This is a genomic window from Polaromonas sp. (assembly GCF_029945925.1).
GTDB lineage: Bacteria > Pseudomonadota > Gammaproteobacteria > Burkholderiales > Burkholderiaceae_C > Polaromonas.
Genome location: NZ_JAQSDN010000060.1, coordinates 1 through 13,978, shown reverse-complemented (window position 1 = coordinate 13,978; position 13,978 = coordinate 1). Strand labels below are relative to the sequence as shown.

Sequence of the window (13,978 nt, the reverse complement as noted above, 5' to 3'; positions counted from 1 at the left end):
AATGGCGGCAACGAGAGTTTACACATGTTTCGTTATTTATGTGTCAATGTACTAGCGGGCGCTTGACCTACGGCGATATCGAACTTTGCATGGGAGGTAGACGACAGTATGGGTATGTAATGGTCTCTTCGATCTCCGAACGGTTGACCGATTGCTGGCAGTTCGTCTTCAACTACGCTTTCAAAGACGTGCTTGCAGGTGATGAAATGTCCTTTGGTATCAATCCAGAAGCCGCTGCCGATAAATCGTTTGAGCTGAAGCCCGGTCTTGCTTTGTGTAACTGCAAAGATCGGAAAAATGTATTGGTCGAGTAGAAAGATAGATTCAGTCATGGAGTCATGGAGTCATGGAGTCATGGAGTCAGGGGGGTGAATGAGTTTGTGCTTTCACGCCACCTCCCTCAGCTCATACCCAGCAATCAACAAATCCGCAGGCAGTTCAAGCCCGGCAGACAACCGGCGAATCATTTCCAGTGACAGCGGCCGCACGCGATTGAGCACTTCGGCCACGCGGGCGCGTGAGCCGATGTAGGGCTCCAGATCTTTGCGGCTCAGCTCGCGCGCTTCCATCACGTGCAGCAGCAGGCTGACCGGGTCCACGTCGGGCACGGTGATGTGCTTTTTTTCGTATTCCTCGACCAGCAGGCTCAGCACTTCCAGCTCGTCGGCTTCGGGAGACTTGGGTTTGGCATCCCACACCGCGTCTATGCGTTGCAGCGCAGCGCGGTAATCGGCTTTGGTGTGGATGGGGTGAATGTTCATGATGTTTGCACCTTTCATTTAGACCTTGCTGGCGTCGATCTGGTCGTACTGGCGATGGGTTCCGATAAAGCGGATGTAGGCGATTTGCCGGTTGTAGTGCATCGCCACGACCAGCCGGTAGTCGTTTCCCTTGATATTGAACACCACCCGGTTCTCCGCCAAAAAACTGGCGTTGCGATAGGCTGCCTTGACATCTGCGGGCGAGGCCCAGCGGACACGGCTGGTGATGGCATACCAGGCACTCAACGGCTCCAGGGCGTCCGGGTGTTTGATCCAGAAGTCGCGCAGGGTGCCCAAGGCGATGATTCGCATCGCTGAACTCTATCATGTTCCCGTTTTGGGAGCAATGATGGACGGACTGGACGGGGGCGGCATTTCAACAATAAAAGCCCAGCAATTTCTTGACTGCGTGGCCGGTGTTTTTGGGGAAGCTTTTGCTTGCTGCGGTCCGTCTGACTAGGGTCGACGAGCTGGCCGCCATCTGCTCCAAGCTGGGCCGCATTCCGACCAAGGCCGAGTACATGGCCGACATGGGTGTGCTGACCGCCGCCAGCGACACGGTCTATCAGTACCTGAACTTCGACCAGGTCAAGGACTACACGGACATGGCCGATACGGTGAAAGACAGCGTGCCAGCCTGATTCCCGCCGCCGCGCTGACTGACGATGCAGCGAGCCCCGTGACTTCGGTCCCGGGGCTTTTTTATTCAGTGATGAAGTGCCAAAACCCGGCGGCGAGAGTGTTAAAAATTGTTTCAATCGTTACAATAAAAACGCAAAACTCTTTTTGCCTACAACGGACCCAACAATGAAAAACAGTCTCAAATTTCTGGTGTCGGCTGCGCTGCTGTGCGCTGGCACCGTCGCCCTGGCTGTGGACGACTACAACGCCCCTCCGGCGGGCGACAAGCAATATGCAGCTTGCATCAGCTATTCCAACAAGAATTACGAAGGCGGCAACGAAAAGAGCCCGGTGAAGGGCCAGTCCAAGGCGCAGGCGTTTTGCACCTGCATGTGGAATGAGACGCCTGAGGACTTCAAGGGCGGCCTGGCCAAGTTTGCCGAAACCGCCAAGGGCAAGTCCATCAACAAGATTTGCGAAAAACATTCCGACTGGGGCAACTGAGTTGCGGCAGGCCCTGTTGCACACGGCCTGATCCCTTCACGCACCGCCAGCCGCGGCGCTACGCCCAAGCCCTGCAGCCTGACTGCAGGGCTTTTTCGTTTACAGCCCGGCCGGCAGCGGATCGACGATCCGCAACTCCGAACCATCGACGAAACGCACATACCAGAAGTCCGGCGAGGCGGGCAGGTTGGGCCGCACATGGCTGATATTGGGTGGCGCGAGATACACCGTGCTGGCCCCTTCGTCGGGCGGCGGCGCCAGGTAGTGGCGCGTGGCGCCGACCAGGCCGCCGATGGCGCTGACCACGGTGTCGGTGGACTGTGTGACCGCGTTGACGCCCGTGCCCTGGCCCAGCAGGTGGATGGTGGTCTGGCCGATCAGGTCCGGCCGTGACGCTTCGACGTACAGCACGGCTGCGGGGTTGATCCGCAGGTCGTCGGGTGCGGCAGGGTCTGTCGCCTTGTTGAAGCAGAGAAGTGGCATGTCGTGCTATCGGTGCTTCAGGACAGCTTCAGCTCTTTGTGCTCGCCCAGGTTTTTTGGCGGCTCGCCGGTCAGCGCGGCTTTGGCCAGCTTGGCCAGCTGCACCATCTTGCTTTCCTTCACGTCCCAGTATTCGGCGTGGCTGATGCTGACTACCAGCAGCGCGAGATCCGGATCGGTCGGGCCTTGAAACCAGGCCTTGGCCATCGGCGACCAGAGCGCTGCCTTTTTGGCACCGTCTTCGACAATCGCGCCCTGGCCCGACAGGGACACATAGCTGTCCTTGCCCGGATCGGCATACGCCACGTTGACATTGCCGTCCTGCTGCAGGCGGCGGGCGATTTCGCTGTTGCGCGAAACGAAGAAATACAGGCGCGAGCCTTCATCGGCGGACTGGTTCTGGGTGGTCAGCGGGTGGCTGTGCAGCATGCCGTCGGTGTGGCGGTGCGTCAGCATGCCGAATTTGATGTCCTTGATCAGATCCCACAGGGTTTGCTGGTCGGAAGTGTTGGTGGTCATGCGGACTCCGTTAGTGGTGGATGGATTCACCAACTACCTTAGGCGCCAGCGGGCCGGCCCTTCATCAGTCGCTGTCCCCGCTGGCTGTCAGTGCATGCCGACAGCTGTGCCGGCATCGGCGCAGCCCGCTGTCGCCGCATGAATGGAAAAAGTGCCTGAAGCCCTTTTCGGACGGGCGCAGTCAGCTATCAAACATAGAGCAATCGGGCGCCGATACGGCCATCAGCCCAGGCGGGGCGTCGTGATGTGGACGCTGTTCATGATCTTTGGCATGCTATTGTGTACGCTGCACACAATAGGTAAAGGAGGATCCGGTGACCGTGGGCCTGCTGGCCGAACTGCAGTGGGTCGGGCTGCGCAAGGCCGTGGCGCAGCCCGGCTGGTGAAGGGCCCGGCTGGCGCGGGACTTTCTTGTATGCTGTGCGTTCTGGCGATCCGACCGGGTCGTCCGACCGACTTCCTTCCCTCCTAGAAAGCCCTCTCCATGACACGCGCCTTGAACTTCAGTGCCGGCCCGGCCACCCTTCCTGAAACCGTGCTGCGCCAGGCCGCCGCCGAAATGCTGGACTGGAACGGTTCCGGCATGTCGGTGATGGAGATGAGCCACCGCGGCAAGGAGTTCATCTCCATCCATGCCCAGGCCGAGGCCGACCTGCGCGAGCTGCTGGCGATCCCGGCCAACTACAAGGTGTTGTTCCTGCAGGGCGGCGGCCTGGCGCAAAACGCCATCGTGCCGATGAACCTGCTGCGCGGCCATGCCGGTGCGGATTTCATCAACACCGGCGAGTGGATGAAAAAATCCATCAAGGAAGCGAAGAACTTCTGCAAGGTCAATGTTGCCGCCAGCGCCGAAGCCACAGGTTTTACCAGCGTGCCGAAATTCGACACCTGGAAGCTGGACCCGGAGGCCGCCTATGTGCACATCTGCTCGAACGAAACCATTGGCGGTGTGGAGTACCACTGGACGCCGGACACCGGCAAGGTGCCGCTGGTGGCCGACATGTCGTCCAACCTGATGTCGCGTCCCATCGACGTCAGCCGCTACGGCCTGATTTATGCCGGCGCGCAAAAGAACATCGGCCCCTCGGGTCTGACCATCGTGATTGTCCGCGAGGACCTGATCGGCCAGGCAATTCCCCACACGCCTTCCGTGTTCGACTACAAGCAGCAGGCCGACAACGACTCGATGTACAACACGCCGCCCACCTATGCGATCTACATTGCCGGCCTGGTGTTCAAGCACCTCAAGGCGCTGGGCGGCCTGACTGCCGTGGAGGCGCACAACCGGCGCAAGGCGGCCCTGCTGTACGACTACCTGGACGCCACCCCGTTCTACAGCAATCCGGTGGCGCGCGAAGACCGCTCGCTGATGAACGTGCCCTTCAAACTCAAGGACGAGTCGCTCGACGAGGCTTTCCTCAAGGGTGCGCAGGCACGCGGCATGGTGCAGCTCAAGGGGCATCGCTCGGTCGGCGGCATGCGCGCCTCGATCTACAACGCCATGCCGTTCGAAGGCGTGCATGCGCTGGTGGCGTACATGTTGGAGTTCGAGGCCAGCCATGGCTGAGGCGGCGGCCCTGCCGGCGCGGCGCTTCGACATCCTGGTACTCAACCAGATCTCGGCCAACGGCCTCAAGCGCCTGCCGGCAGAACGCTACAGCACCGGCAAGGACATGGCGCGGCCCGATGCCGTGCTGGTTCGCTCGGCCGACATGCACACCATGGTGGTCCCCGCCAGCGTGCAGGCGATTGCCCGCGCCGGCGCCGGCACCAACAACATCCCGGTCCAGGCCATGAGTGCACGCGGCGTGCCGGTGTTCAATGCGCCGGGTGCCAATGCCAATGCCGTGAAGGAACTGGTGCTGACCGGCATGCTGCTGGCGGCGCGCAACATCGCGCCGGCGCTGCGTTTTGTCGCCGGCCTGGACACCACCATGGCGGACATGGACAAGGCGGTGGAAGAGGGCAAGAAACACTTCGCCGGCTTCGAGCTGGCCGGCCACACACTGGGCATCGTGGGCCTGGGCAAGGTCGGTTGCCTGGTGGCCGACGCGGCCATCAAGCTCGGCATGAACGTGCTCGGCTACGACCCCGACATCACGGTGGATGCCGCCTGGAGCCTGCCGGCACAGGTCAAGAAGGCGGTCAGCGTCGCCGAGGTGTTGAAAAATTCAGACTTCGTAACCCTGCACGTGCCGCTGGTGGCTGCCACGCGCGACCTGGTCAACGCCGACAACATCAAGCTCATGCGGCCGGCTGCGTTACTGCTCAATTTTTCGCGTGAAGGCGTGGTCAGCGAGACCGCGGTGCTGGCCGCCCTCGACGCGAAGCAGCTGCGCGCCTATGTCTGCGATTTCCCTTCTGCAACGCTCAACCACCACCCGCAGGTCGTGGCGTTGCCGCACCTGGGCGCGTCCACCCGCGAAGCCGAGGAAAACTGCGCCATCATGGTGGCCGACCAGCTGCGCGACTACCTCGAGCATGGCAATGTGGTCAATGCGGTCAACTTCCCGGCCGTGGCCATGGCGCGCGAGTCGGCCTACCGGGTGGCGATTGCCAACGCCAATGTGCCCAACATGCTGGGGCAGATTTCCACCGCCATGGCGCAGGCCGGCCTGAACATCCACAACATGGTCAACAAGTCGCGTGGCGACATGGCCTACACGCTGGTCGATGTGGACAGCCCCGTCAGCGACGCGGTGCTGGACCACCTGCGGGCGATAGTGGGCGTGCTGGGTGTGCGTTACCTGCCCGATCCGGACCGGCTGCTTCCTGCGGACAAGCGCTAAGCCCTGCAGTTGTTGAGTGAAATCTGGCGGGGCGACAATAGCGAAAACCACACACCAAGGAGTTCGCCATGGCCCACGAGTTCGCCAAGACCCTGAAAACCTTCACCACCGCGTCAGGCAAGACGGGCAGGTTTTACTCCTTGCCCGCGCTGGCCAAACAGTTTCCCAAGATCTCGCGCCTGCCGGTGTCCATGCGCATCGTGCTCGAGTCGGTGCTGCGCAACTGCGACGGCAAGAAGGTCAGTGCCGAACATGTGCGCCAGCTGGCCAACTGGTTCCCGAATGCCGACCGCACCGAGGAAATTCCCTTTGTCGTCTCGCGCGTGGTGCTGCAGGACTTCACCGGCGTGCCGCTGCTGGCCGACCTGGCGGCGATGCGCAGCGTGGCGATCAAGCTGGGCAAGAACCCGAAGGCCATCGAGCCGCTGGTGCCGGTGGACCTGGTGGTGGACCACTCCATCATGGTGGACCACTATGGCAAGAAAAACTCGCTGGACCTGAACATGAAGCTGGAGTTCCAGCGCAACAACGAGCGTTACCAGTTCATGAAATGGGGCATGCAGGCTTTTGATACCTTTGGCGTGGTACCGCCGGGCTTCGGCATCGTGCACCAGGTGAACCTGGAGTATTTGGCCCGTGGCGTGCACAAGCGTGCCGACGGCGTGTATTACCCCGACACGCTGGTCGGCACCGACAGCCACACCACCATGATCAACGGCATCGGTGTCGTCGGCTGGGGTGTGGGCGGCATCGAGGCCGAGGCCGCCATGCTGGGCCAGCCGGTCTACATGCTGACCCCCGACGTGGTCGGCTTCGAGCTGACCGGCCGGCTGCGCGAAGGCGTCACCGCCACCGACCTGGTGCTGCGTGTGACCGAGGCCTTGCGCAAGGAAAAAGTGGTCGGCAAGTTTGTCGAATTTTTCGGCGAAGGCACACGCACGCTGGCGCTGCCCGACCGCGCGACGATTGCCAACATGGCGCCCGAATACGGCGCGACCATGGGCTTTTTCCCGGTGGATGAAAAAACCATCGAATACTTCACCGGCACCGGCCGCACCAAGGCGGAGATCGAAGCCTTCGAAGCCTACTTCCGCGCGCAGGGCCTGTTCGGCGTGCCGCTGCCCGGCCAGATCGATTTCTCGCAGGTGGTCAAGCTCGACCTCGGCGATGTGACGCCCAGCCTGGCCGGCCCCAAGCGCCCGCAGGACCGGATCGAACTGGGCCAGGTGGCGACCCAGTTTGCCTCGCTGTTCAGCAAGCCGATTGCCGAGAACGGTTTCAACCAGCCGGCCGCCATGCTGGCCACGCGTCATCTGCTGCAAACGGCGGCGGCCCAGACCGACATTTCCCCGGGCGCGCCGCCGACCCCGGCAGGCGCGCCGCGCATGGTGGTCGAGATGGAGGCCAACCGTCCCACGCTGGCGACCGCCCATGCGGACCTTCCCGCGCCGGCGCCGGCGCCCAAGGCCGGCGGCATCACCATCGGCAATGGCGACGTACTGATCGCAGCCATCACCAGCTGCACCAACACCTCCAACCCCAGCGTCTTGCTGGCCGCCGGCCTGCTCGCCAAGAAGGCGGTGGAAGCGGGCCTCAAGGTGCAGCCGCACATCAAGACCTCGCTGGCGCCGGGCTCGCGCATCGTCACCGAGTACCTGACCAACACCGGCTTGCTGCCCTACCTTGAAAAGCTCGGCTTCGCACTGGCCGGCTACGGCTGCACGACCTGCATCGGCAACGCCGGCGACCTGACGCCCGAGATCAACGAAGCCATCAACAAGAGCGACCTGGTGTGCGCGGCCGTGCTGTCGGGCAACCGCAACTTCGAGGCGCGCATCCACCCCAACCTGAAGGCCAACTTCCTGGCCAGCCCGCCGCTGGTGGTGGCCTATGCGATCGCCGGCACGGTGATGCGCGACCTGATGACCGAGCCGGTCGGCAAGGGCAAAGGCGGCAAGGATGTTTATCTTGGCGACATCTGGCCGACCAGCGACGAGATCTACAAACTCATGAAGTTCGCCATGAACGGCAAGGCCTTCCGCGAGAACTACGCCAAGGTCAAGACCGAGCCCGGCAAGCTGTGGGAAAAGATCAAGGGGGTGACGGGCACCGCCTACACCTGGCCCGTCAGCACCTACATCGCCGAGCCGCCGTTCTTCAAGGACTTTGCTATGGAAAATGTAGCTGCCAGCGCAGATGGGACGGTGGCTGCAGGTCAAAAAGATGCAGTATCGGTGAAGGGCGCACGCATCATGGCGCTGTTCGGCGACTCCATCACCACCGACCACATTTCACCGGCCGGCTCCATCAAGGGCAGCTCGCCGGCCGGCCAGTGGCTGCTGGCCCACGGCGTGCAGAAGGCCGACTTCAACAGCTACGGCGCGCGCCGCGGCAACCACGAGGTGATGATGCGCGGCACCTTTGCCAATGTGCGCATCAAGAACCTGATGATTCCCGCCGGCCCCGACGGTTCGCGCGAGGAGGGCGGCGTCACGCTGTTCCAGCCGGGTGGGGACAAGATGTTCATCTACGACGCGGCCATGAAATACATGAACGAAGGCATGCCCACAGTGATTTTTGCGGGCGAGGAATACGGCACCGGCTCCTCGCGCGACTGGGCCGCCAAGGGCACGCAGCTGCTGGGCATCAAGGCGGTGGTGGCGCGCAGTTTCGAACGCATCCATCGCAGCAACCTGGTCGGCATGGGTGTGTTGCCGCTGCAGTTTCTGCCCGGCGACTCATGGCAGACCCTGCGCCTGACGGGCAGGGAAGTGATCGACGTGTTGCCCGATCCCGAGCTCAAGCCGCAAAGCCGGGCCCGGCTGGTGGTCACCCGCGAAGACGGTTCGCGCGAGGAGCTGGAAGTCATCCTGCGCATCGACACGCCGATCGAGGTCGACTACTACCGGCACGGCGGCATTCTTCCTTTTGTGCTCAGGCAACTGCTGGCGTGATGCTCCGGCAGGCCCTGATTGCCGGCGGCGGCATAGGCGGACTGGCGGCGGCGCTGGCGGTGTCGCGTGCCGGCTGGGACGTGCGCCTGTACGAGCGCGCATCGGTGTTTAGCGAGGTGGGTGCCGGCATCCAGCTCGGCCCCAACGTCGTCAAGGTGTTGCATGGCTGGGGCCTGGCCGATGCGCTGGCCGGCGTGGCGGCTTTCCCCGAACGCCTGGAAGTGCGCAGCGCGCTGACCGGCGAAACCCTCGGTGTGCTGCGGCTCGGCGATGTGATGGCGCAGCGTTATGGCGCGCCTTACGCCACGGTGCATCGCGCCGACCTGCATGGCCTGCTGCTGGACGCGGTGCAGCAGGCCGGTGTGGCGCTCAAGCTCAACCGGACCTTGAACCGGTTCACGCAGAACCTGGAAGCCGTGACGGTGCAGAGCGGTGACGACCCGCCTGTGGAGGGCGAGGTGCTGGTCGGCGCCGACGGTTTGTGGAGTCCGGTGCGCCAGTGGTTGCTGGGCGATGGGCCGCCGCGCGCCACCGGCCACGTGGCCTACCGCGCGCTGCTGCCGCAGGCCGACCTGCCCGAAGCCTTGCGCTCCAGCCAGGTCACGGCCTGGCTGGGTCCGAAACTGCATGTAGTGCAGTACCCGGTGTGTGGCGGCAAGTCGCTCAACGTGGTGGGCATCGTCGAAGGGCGCACTGGGGGTGATCTCGACAATTGGGACCAGGGCACCGATGGCGCCGGCCTGCACGCCGCGCTGGCCGGCAGTTGCGCGCCGTTGCAGGACCTGGTGCGGGCGATTCCCGCCTGGCGGCTGTGGGCCCTGTGCGACCGCCCGCCCATGCAGGGCGCCTACCAGCACGCGCTGGGCCGCGTCGCGTTACTCGGCGACGCGGCGCACCCGATGCGGCCCTACCTCGCCCAAGGCGCGGGCATGGCCATCGAAGACGCCGCCGAACTCGGACGCCTGCTGGCGCAGGCGCAGGACCCGGCTTTCGACGTGCCGACGCTGCTGGGCCGCTACGCGCTGAACCGCTGGCAGCGCAACGCACGGGTGCAGGCGCGCGCCATCCGCAACGGGCAGATATTTCATGCGAGCGGGATGGTGCGGCTGGGGCGGGATGCGTCGATGAAGCTGCTGGGCGAGCGTTTGCTGGATGTGCCGTGGTTGTATGGCGGGTCTTGAGGCGCTACTGAATTTGTAGCTGGTGGCGCAGTTTTTACTTGGGTTGCGGGGTTATTTGATCTTAAGTTTGTGGTCTGCCAGCAAGCCGGGCTACCCCCGGCTTGTTGGCAAACCTCCAACACCAGAAGCAAAGCAGGCTTCGATCTTTCGACAGGCTCTGGGCAGGCCACGTTTAGCCTGAACCGTACAAAGACGCTATTAATTCAATAGCTGCCAGCGCCCGCAGGAAAAGGGCTAGAGCCCCATTTGTCTTACAAATCCGTCCGCAGTTTCCAGATCTCCGGAAACAGCACCACATCGAGCATCTTGCGCAGATAACTCACGCCACCTGTCCCACCAGTACCGCGCTTGAAGCCGATCACACGTTCCACCGTCGTCACATGGCGGAAGCGCCAGAGGCGGAAGGCATCTTCGAGGTCAGTGAGTTCTTCGCCGAGCTGGTACAGGTCCCAGTACTGTTTGGGGTCGCGATAAACCACCAGCCAGGCCTGTTCGACCGCGTCGCTTTCCACGTAAGCCTGGGTCCAGTCGCGCTGCGTGTGGCTACCAGGTACGGCCAGGCCGCGGCGGGCCAGCAGGCGCAGGGCTTCGTCGTACAGCGAGGGCGCTTCGAAGGCGGCCTGGACCTGCGCCAGCAGGTCAGGGCGATGCGCGTGCGGCTTGAGCATGGCGGCGTTTTTGTTGCCCAGCGCAAATTCGATGCAGCGGTATTGCGCGCTCTGGAAGCCGCTGGAGTTGGCGAGGTAGGGCCGGATCGCGCTGTATTCGGGCGGCGTCATGGTCGCCAGCACGTCCCAGGCGTGCACCAGCTGCTCCATGATGCGGCTGACACGCGCGAGTTTCTTGAAGGCGTCGCCGAGTTCGTCCCGGGCCACGTTCGCAATGGCTGCGCCCAGCTCGTGCAGCATCAGCTTCATCCAGAGTTCGCTGGTCTGGTGCTGCACGATGAACAGCATTTCATCATGGGCTGGCGACAGTGGCTTCTGAGCGCCAAGAATCGCGTCGAGCTGCAGGTAGTCGCCGTAACTCATGTCGCGGCTGAAATCGAGCTTGGCTTTTTCGTCGGTGACGATGTTTTCGGGGGTGGTCATGATCAGGTCACCGCATGTTTCTGGTTGAACTCGGGGCGTTTCCATTCGGCGGCTTCCAGCACCTGCTTCAAATGCTCCACGGCATGCCAGACATCCTCAAACCCGATGTACAGCGGTGTGAAGCCGAAACGCAGGATGTCCGGATGCCGGCCGTCGCCGGAGCCGGCGCGGAAGTCGCCGATCACGCCGCGCGCAACCAGCGCCTGCACGATGGCGTAGGCGCCTTCGCTGCGCGTGAGGCACACCTGCGAGCCGCGTTGGGCATGTTCGCGCGGTGTCGCCAGGCCCAGGCCATGGCCGGGGCAACGTTCCACCAGCGAGATGAACAGGTCGGTCAGCGCCAGTGACTTGGCCCGCAGCGCAGCCATGCCACCGAGGGCCTCTGCGGCGCCGAACACCTCCAACCCGCACTCGAGCGCGGCCAGGCTCAGGATGGGCTGGGTGCCGCACAGGTAACGCGTGATGCCGGGTGCGGGCCGGTAGTCGGGCGTGAACTCGAACGGCGCCGCATGGCCCCACCAGCCGGACAACGGTTGGCGGAAACGGTCGGCGTGCCGGGGATGCACCCAGACAAAGGCCGGCGCGCCGGGGCCGCCATTGAGGTATTTGTAGCCGCAGCCGATGGCAAAGTCGGCGTTGGCACCCTGCAGGTCCACCGGCACCGCGCCCGCGCTGTGCGCCAGGTCCCACACCACCAGAACACCCGCCGCATGGGCGGCTTGTGTCAGCGCCGCCATGTCGTGCATGGCGCCCGTGCGGTAGTTCACGTGGGTCAGCATCAGCACGGCGGCGTCTGGCGTCAATGCGGCAGTGATTTCATCGGGCTCGACCAGCAGCAAACGGTAGCCGCGCTCGCGGCACAGGCCCTCCGCAATGTAGAGATCGGTCGGGAAGTTGCTGCGTTCGCTGACGATGACTTTTCTGGCCGGCGCATCCTCGGCGGCCATGTTCAGCGCGGCACTGAGCACTTTGTACAGATTGACCGAGGTGCTGTCGGTGGCGACCACCTCGCCCGGCCCGGCGCCAATCAGCGACGCGATCTTGTCGCCCAGGCGTTGCGGCAGGTTAAACCAGCCGGCGCTGTTCCAGGCGCGGATCAGGTCCTGGCCCCATTCGCGCGTGATGACGTCGGCAACACGTGCTGCCGCGCTTTTGGGCAACACCCCCAGGGAGTTGCCGTCCAGGTAAATCACGCCCTCGGGCAGCACAAAGTGGTCGCGCAGCGGGCGCAGCGCGTCGCGGGCGTCGAGCGCGCGGCAGTCGGTCAAGGTGGTCATGGTTTTCCTGTGCCTTTCCCGGGCAGTTCGCGCAGCACGGCGCGAACGGGCGAGGCGTCGGCTTGTGTCAGTTTGAGAGGCAGGGCAATCAACTCGTAGTCGCCTTCCGGCACGTCATCGAGCACCAGGTTTTCCAGCACACGCAGGTCGTGCTCGAGCAGCAGGTGGTGGCTGGGCAGGTCCTGGCTGGTGGCGGGGTCAACGCTGGGCGTGTCGATGCCGATAAGTGCTATGTTTTTTGTAGCTAGCAGCGCAAGCGTGGCGGGCGCAATGGCCGTAAACGAAATCCAGGACTGGCTGGCCGCGGCGGCGGTGCGCAGCAACACGCGCGGCGGCAGGTCCGCCAGCGCGTGGGCGATGTGCTGCGGCTCGACCAGCGGCCCGCAGTCCAGGCAGTGGATCACGCGGCAGGGCCCGAGGTAGGGCAGCAGGTCCACGGCGCCAATGGCCGGCGCGCCGTTGGCATAGTGCATGGGGGCGTCGGCATGGGCGCCGGTGTGCGGCGAGAAGGTGAGCGTGTTGACATTGACCGGACAGCCGGGCGAGAGCGCAAAGTGCAGCTTTTGCGAATACGCCGCGTCGCCCGGAAACACGGCGGCTTGCTCGTCCACGGCAGGCGAGATGTCCCAGATTTTCAGGGCGGGGGCCGCACCATGGGCGGCGCGGGAACGAGATACGCTAGAACTCATGGCACAAAGGTAGCACCGCTGTAAATCCCGTGGTGTCGGTAATTTCCAACAGCTTTTCAAAATAGTTGAAACCTAAAGCAGTTGCCCGGGACGCTGCCTGCCGCGACACCCGCGCCCAGCGTCACCGGTGCCGCTGGGGCACAATCTGCGCAGGGCGGTGCCACGCGCTGGCAGGCCGTCACTTCCTCCACAACATCCAGAGACAAAGGCTCACCCATGACTTCAAACGGCAAGGTTGCACTCGTTACCGGCGCAGGCACCGGCATTGGCAAGGCGGTGGCGCTGGCGCTGCTGCGCGAGGGTTACCGCGTGGCGCTGGTGGGGCGGCGCGTGGAGCCGCTGAACGAGGTGGCCCAGGCGTCGGCCGCCGGTGACAGGGCACTCCCCGTGCCCTGCGATGTCAGCAACCCGGACGCGGTGCGTGCGGCCTTCGACAAGGTCCACGCCACCTTTGGCCGGCTGGACCTGCTGTTCAACAACGCCGGTGTTGGTGCGCCGGCGGTGCCCATGGAAGAGCTGAGCTTCGAGCAGTGGCAAAACGTCGTCAACATCAACCTGACGGGTTCGTTCCTGTGCGCGCAGCAGGCCATCCGCCTGATGAAAGCGCAGTCGCCGCAGGGCGGCCGCATCATCAACAACGGCTCGATCTCGGCGCACGCTCCGCGTCCCCACTCGGCGCCCTATACCGCCACCAAACACGCGATCACCGGCCTGACCAAGTCGATCTCGCTGGACTGCCGCAACTTCAACATCGCCTGCGGCCAGATCGACATCGGCAACGCCCAGACCGAGATGGCCGCGCGCATGGCCAAGGGCGTGCCGCAGGCCAACGGCGAGATCGCGATCGAACCGCTGATGGACGTGAACCATGTGGCCGACGCGGTGGTGCACATGGCTGCCTTGCCGCTGGCGACCAATGTGCAGTTCATGACCATCATGGCGACGAAGATGCCGTTTGTGGGGCGTGGCTAGACAGCCTCGAGCGCTGTGTTGCCAGCCTGACCGGTGAAGAGACGTACGGGTACCGGGCTCCCCGCTTGTCATCCCGGACTTGATCCCATAAGCGCTAACTTAAAGATTCACTTTTGAGATATCCTTCGGCTGTTGCAT

General features: G+C 63.7%; 15 protein-coding genes. 8 read left to right on the top strand and 7 right to left on the bottom strand.

Features of this window, described 5'->3' with window-relative positions; genetic code table 11:
* Positions 1–314 (top strand): hypothetical protein (locus PSV40_RS19770; protein WP_300541091.1); only part of this gene is annotated, 314 nt, incomplete at its 5' end.
* Positions 315–386: 72 nt separating this feature from the next.
* On the opposite strand, the gene PSV40_RS19765 is transcribed toward PSV40_RS19770, so the two are convergent.
* Together PSV40_RS19765 and PSV40_RS19760 are read right to left on the bottom strand one after the other, a co-directional pair.
* Positions 387–761, bottom strand: a complete 375-nt coding sequence (locus PSV40_RS19765; protein WP_300541089.1) for a transcriptional regulator — start codon at positions 759–761, stop codon at positions 387–389.
* A gap of 18 nt (positions 762–779) precedes the next feature.
* Positions 780–1,073, bottom strand: a complete 294-nt coding sequence (locus PSV40_RS19760; protein WP_300541087.1) for a type II toxin-antitoxin system HigB family toxin — start codon at positions 1,071–1,073, stop codon at positions 780–782.
* 122 nt (positions 1,074–1,195) lie between these two features.
* On the opposite strand from PSV40_RS19760, the gene PSV40_RS19755 reads away from it, so the two are divergent.
* Together PSV40_RS19755 and PSV40_RS19750 are read left to right on the top strand one after the other, a co-directional pair.
* The gene (locus tag PSV40_RS19755; protein WP_300541095.1) at positions 1,196–1,402 is read left to right on the top strand and encodes a hypothetical protein; all 207 of its coding nucleotides are present in this window, start codon (positions 1,196–1,198) and stop codon (positions 1,400–1,402) included.
* A 166-nt stretch (positions 1,403–1,568) separates the two neighbouring features.
* Complete coding sequence (locus PSV40_RS19750) at positions 1,569–1,886, top strand: hypothetical protein (protein ID WP_300541084.1); 318 nt, start codon at positions 1,569–1,571, stop codon at positions 1,884–1,886.
* Positions 1,887–1,985: 99 nt separating this feature from the next.
* Here PSV40_RS19750 and PSV40_RS19745 read toward each other — a convergent pair whose 3' ends face one another.
* A complete protein-coding gene (locus PSV40_RS19745; protein ID WP_300541082.1) occupies positions 1,986–2,369 on the bottom strand; it encodes a hypothetical protein in 384 nt (127 codons plus the stop codon).
* A gap of 17 nt (positions 2,370–2,386) precedes the next feature.
* Positions 2,387–2,887 carry a pyridoxamine 5'-phosphate oxidase family protein gene (locus tag PSV40_RS19740; protein WP_300541080.1) on the bottom strand — a complete coding sequence of 167 codons (501 nt, stop codon included), beginning with the start codon at positions 2,885–2,887 and terminating at the stop codon, positions 2,387–2,389.
* Between the two features lie 484 nt (positions 2,888–3,371).
* Here PSV40_RS19740 and serC point away from each other — a divergent pair, with 484 nt between their 5' ends.
* From serC to PSV40_RS19720, 4 genes are all read left to right on the top strand, one after another.
* Positions 3,372–4,454, top strand: coding sequence for a 3-phosphoserine/phosphohydroxythreonine transaminase (serC, locus tag PSV40_RS19735; protein WP_300541078.1), 1,083 nt, complete (start codon positions 3,372–3,374; stop codon positions 4,452–4,454).
* Positions 4,447–5,676, top strand: coding sequence for a phosphoglycerate dehydrogenase (locus PSV40_RS19730; protein WP_300541076.1), 1,230 nt, complete (start codon positions 4,447–4,449; stop codon positions 5,674–5,676). The genes serC and PSV40_RS19730 overlap by 8 nt, the downstream gene beginning before the upstream one ends.
* A gap of 68 nt (positions 5,677–5,744) precedes the next feature.
* Positions 5,745–8,630 carry an aconitate hydratase gene (locus tag PSV40_RS19725; RefSeq protein ID WP_300541074.1) on the top strand — a complete coding sequence of 962 codons (2,886 nt, stop codon included), beginning with the start codon at positions 5,745–5,747 and terminating at the stop codon, positions 8,628–8,630.
* Positions 8,630–9,811, top strand: coding sequence for an FAD-dependent monooxygenase (locus tag PSV40_RS19720; RefSeq protein WP_300541093.1), 1,182 nt, complete (start codon positions 8,630–8,632; stop codon positions 9,809–9,811). Before PSV40_RS19725 ends, PSV40_RS19720 begins: the two co-directional genes overlap by 1 nt.
* Before the next feature lie 251 nt (positions 9,812–10,062).
* Here PSV40_RS19720 and kynA read toward each other — a convergent pair whose 3' ends face one another.
* From kynA to kynB, 3 genes are read right to left on the bottom strand one after another with little or no spacing between them, the layout of a single operon-like run.
* Entirely contained in the window at positions 10,063–10,902 is an 840-nt protein-coding gene (kynA, locus tag PSV40_RS19715) for a tryptophan 2,3-dioxygenase (RefSeq protein WP_300541072.1), read from the bottom strand.
* A gap of 2 nt (positions 10,903–10,904) precedes the next feature.
* Positions 10,905–12,179, bottom strand: coding sequence for a kynureninase (kynU, locus tag PSV40_RS19710; protein WP_300541070.1), 1,275 nt, complete (start codon positions 12,177–12,179; stop codon positions 10,905–10,907).
* Positions 12,176–12,868 (bottom strand): arylformamidase, encoded by a 693-nt coding sequence (gene kynB / locus PSV40_RS19705; RefSeq protein WP_300541068.1) that lies wholly within the window; start codon positions 12,866–12,868, stop codon positions 12,176–12,178. The genes kynU and kynB overlap by 4 nt, the downstream gene beginning before the upstream one ends.
* Before the next feature lie 216 nt (positions 12,869–13,084).
* Here kynB and PSV40_RS19700 point away from each other — a divergent pair, with 216 nt between their 5' ends.
* The gene (locus PSV40_RS19700) at positions 13,085–13,840 is read left to right on the top strand and encodes an SDR family oxidoreductase (RefSeq protein ID WP_300541066.1); all 756 of its coding nucleotides are present in this window, start codon (positions 13,085–13,087) and stop codon (positions 13,838–13,840) included.
* The last annotated feature ends 138 nt before the right edge of the window (positions 13,841–13,978 follow it).

Bases quoted from the DNA above. Each gene is read 5' to 3' on its own strand.
- PSV40_RS19740 (WP_300541080.1), bottom strand. From the start codon at position 2,887: ATGACCACCAACACTTCCGACCAGCAAACCCTGTGGGATCTGATCAAG.
- kynA (WP_300541072.1), bottom strand. From the start codon at position 10,902: ATGACCACCCCCGAAAACATCGTCACCGACGAAAAAGCCAAGCTCGAT.
- kynB (WP_300541068.1), bottom strand. From the start codon at position 12,868: ATGAGTTCTAGCGTATCTCGTTCCCGCGCCGCCCATGGTGCGGCCCCC.
- PSV40_RS19765 (WP_300541089.1), bottom strand. From the start codon at position 761: ATGAACATTCACCCCATCCACACCAAAGCCGATTACCGCGCTGCGCTG.
- PSV40_RS19700 (WP_300541066.1), top strand. From the start codon at position 13,085: ATGACTTCAAACGGCAAGGTTGCACTCGTTACCGGCGCAGGCACCGGC.
- PSV40_RS19720 (WP_300541093.1), top strand. From the start codon at position 8,630: ATGCTCCGGCAGGCCCTGATTGCCGGCGGCGGCATAGGCGGACTGGCG.
- PSV40_RS19750 (WP_300541084.1), top strand. From the start codon at position 1,569: ATGAAAAACAGTCTCAAATTTCTGGTGTCGGCTGCGCTGCTGTGCGCT.
- PSV40_RS19725 (WP_300541074.1), top strand. From the start codon at position 5,745: ATGGCCCACGAGTTCGCCAAGACCCTGAAAACCTTCACCACCGCGTCA.
- PSV40_RS19745 (WP_300541082.1), bottom strand. From the start codon at position 2,369: ATGCCACTTCTCTGCTTCAACAAGGCGACAGACCCTGCCGCACCCGAC.
- PSV40_RS19760 (WP_300541087.1), bottom strand. From the start codon at position 1,073: ATGCGAATCATCGCCTTGGGCACCCTGCGCGACTTCTGGATCAAACAC.
- PSV40_RS19730 (WP_300541076.1), top strand. From the start codon at position 4,447: ATGGCTGAGGCGGCGGCCCTGCCGGCGCGGCGCTTCGACATCCTGGTA.
- serC (WP_300541078.1), top strand. From the start codon at position 3,372: ATGACACGCGCCTTGAACTTCAGTGCCGGCCCGGCCACCCTTCCTGAA.
- kynU (WP_300541070.1), bottom strand. From the start codon at position 12,179: ATGACCACCTTGACCGACTGCCGCGCGCTCGACGCCCGCGACGCGCTG.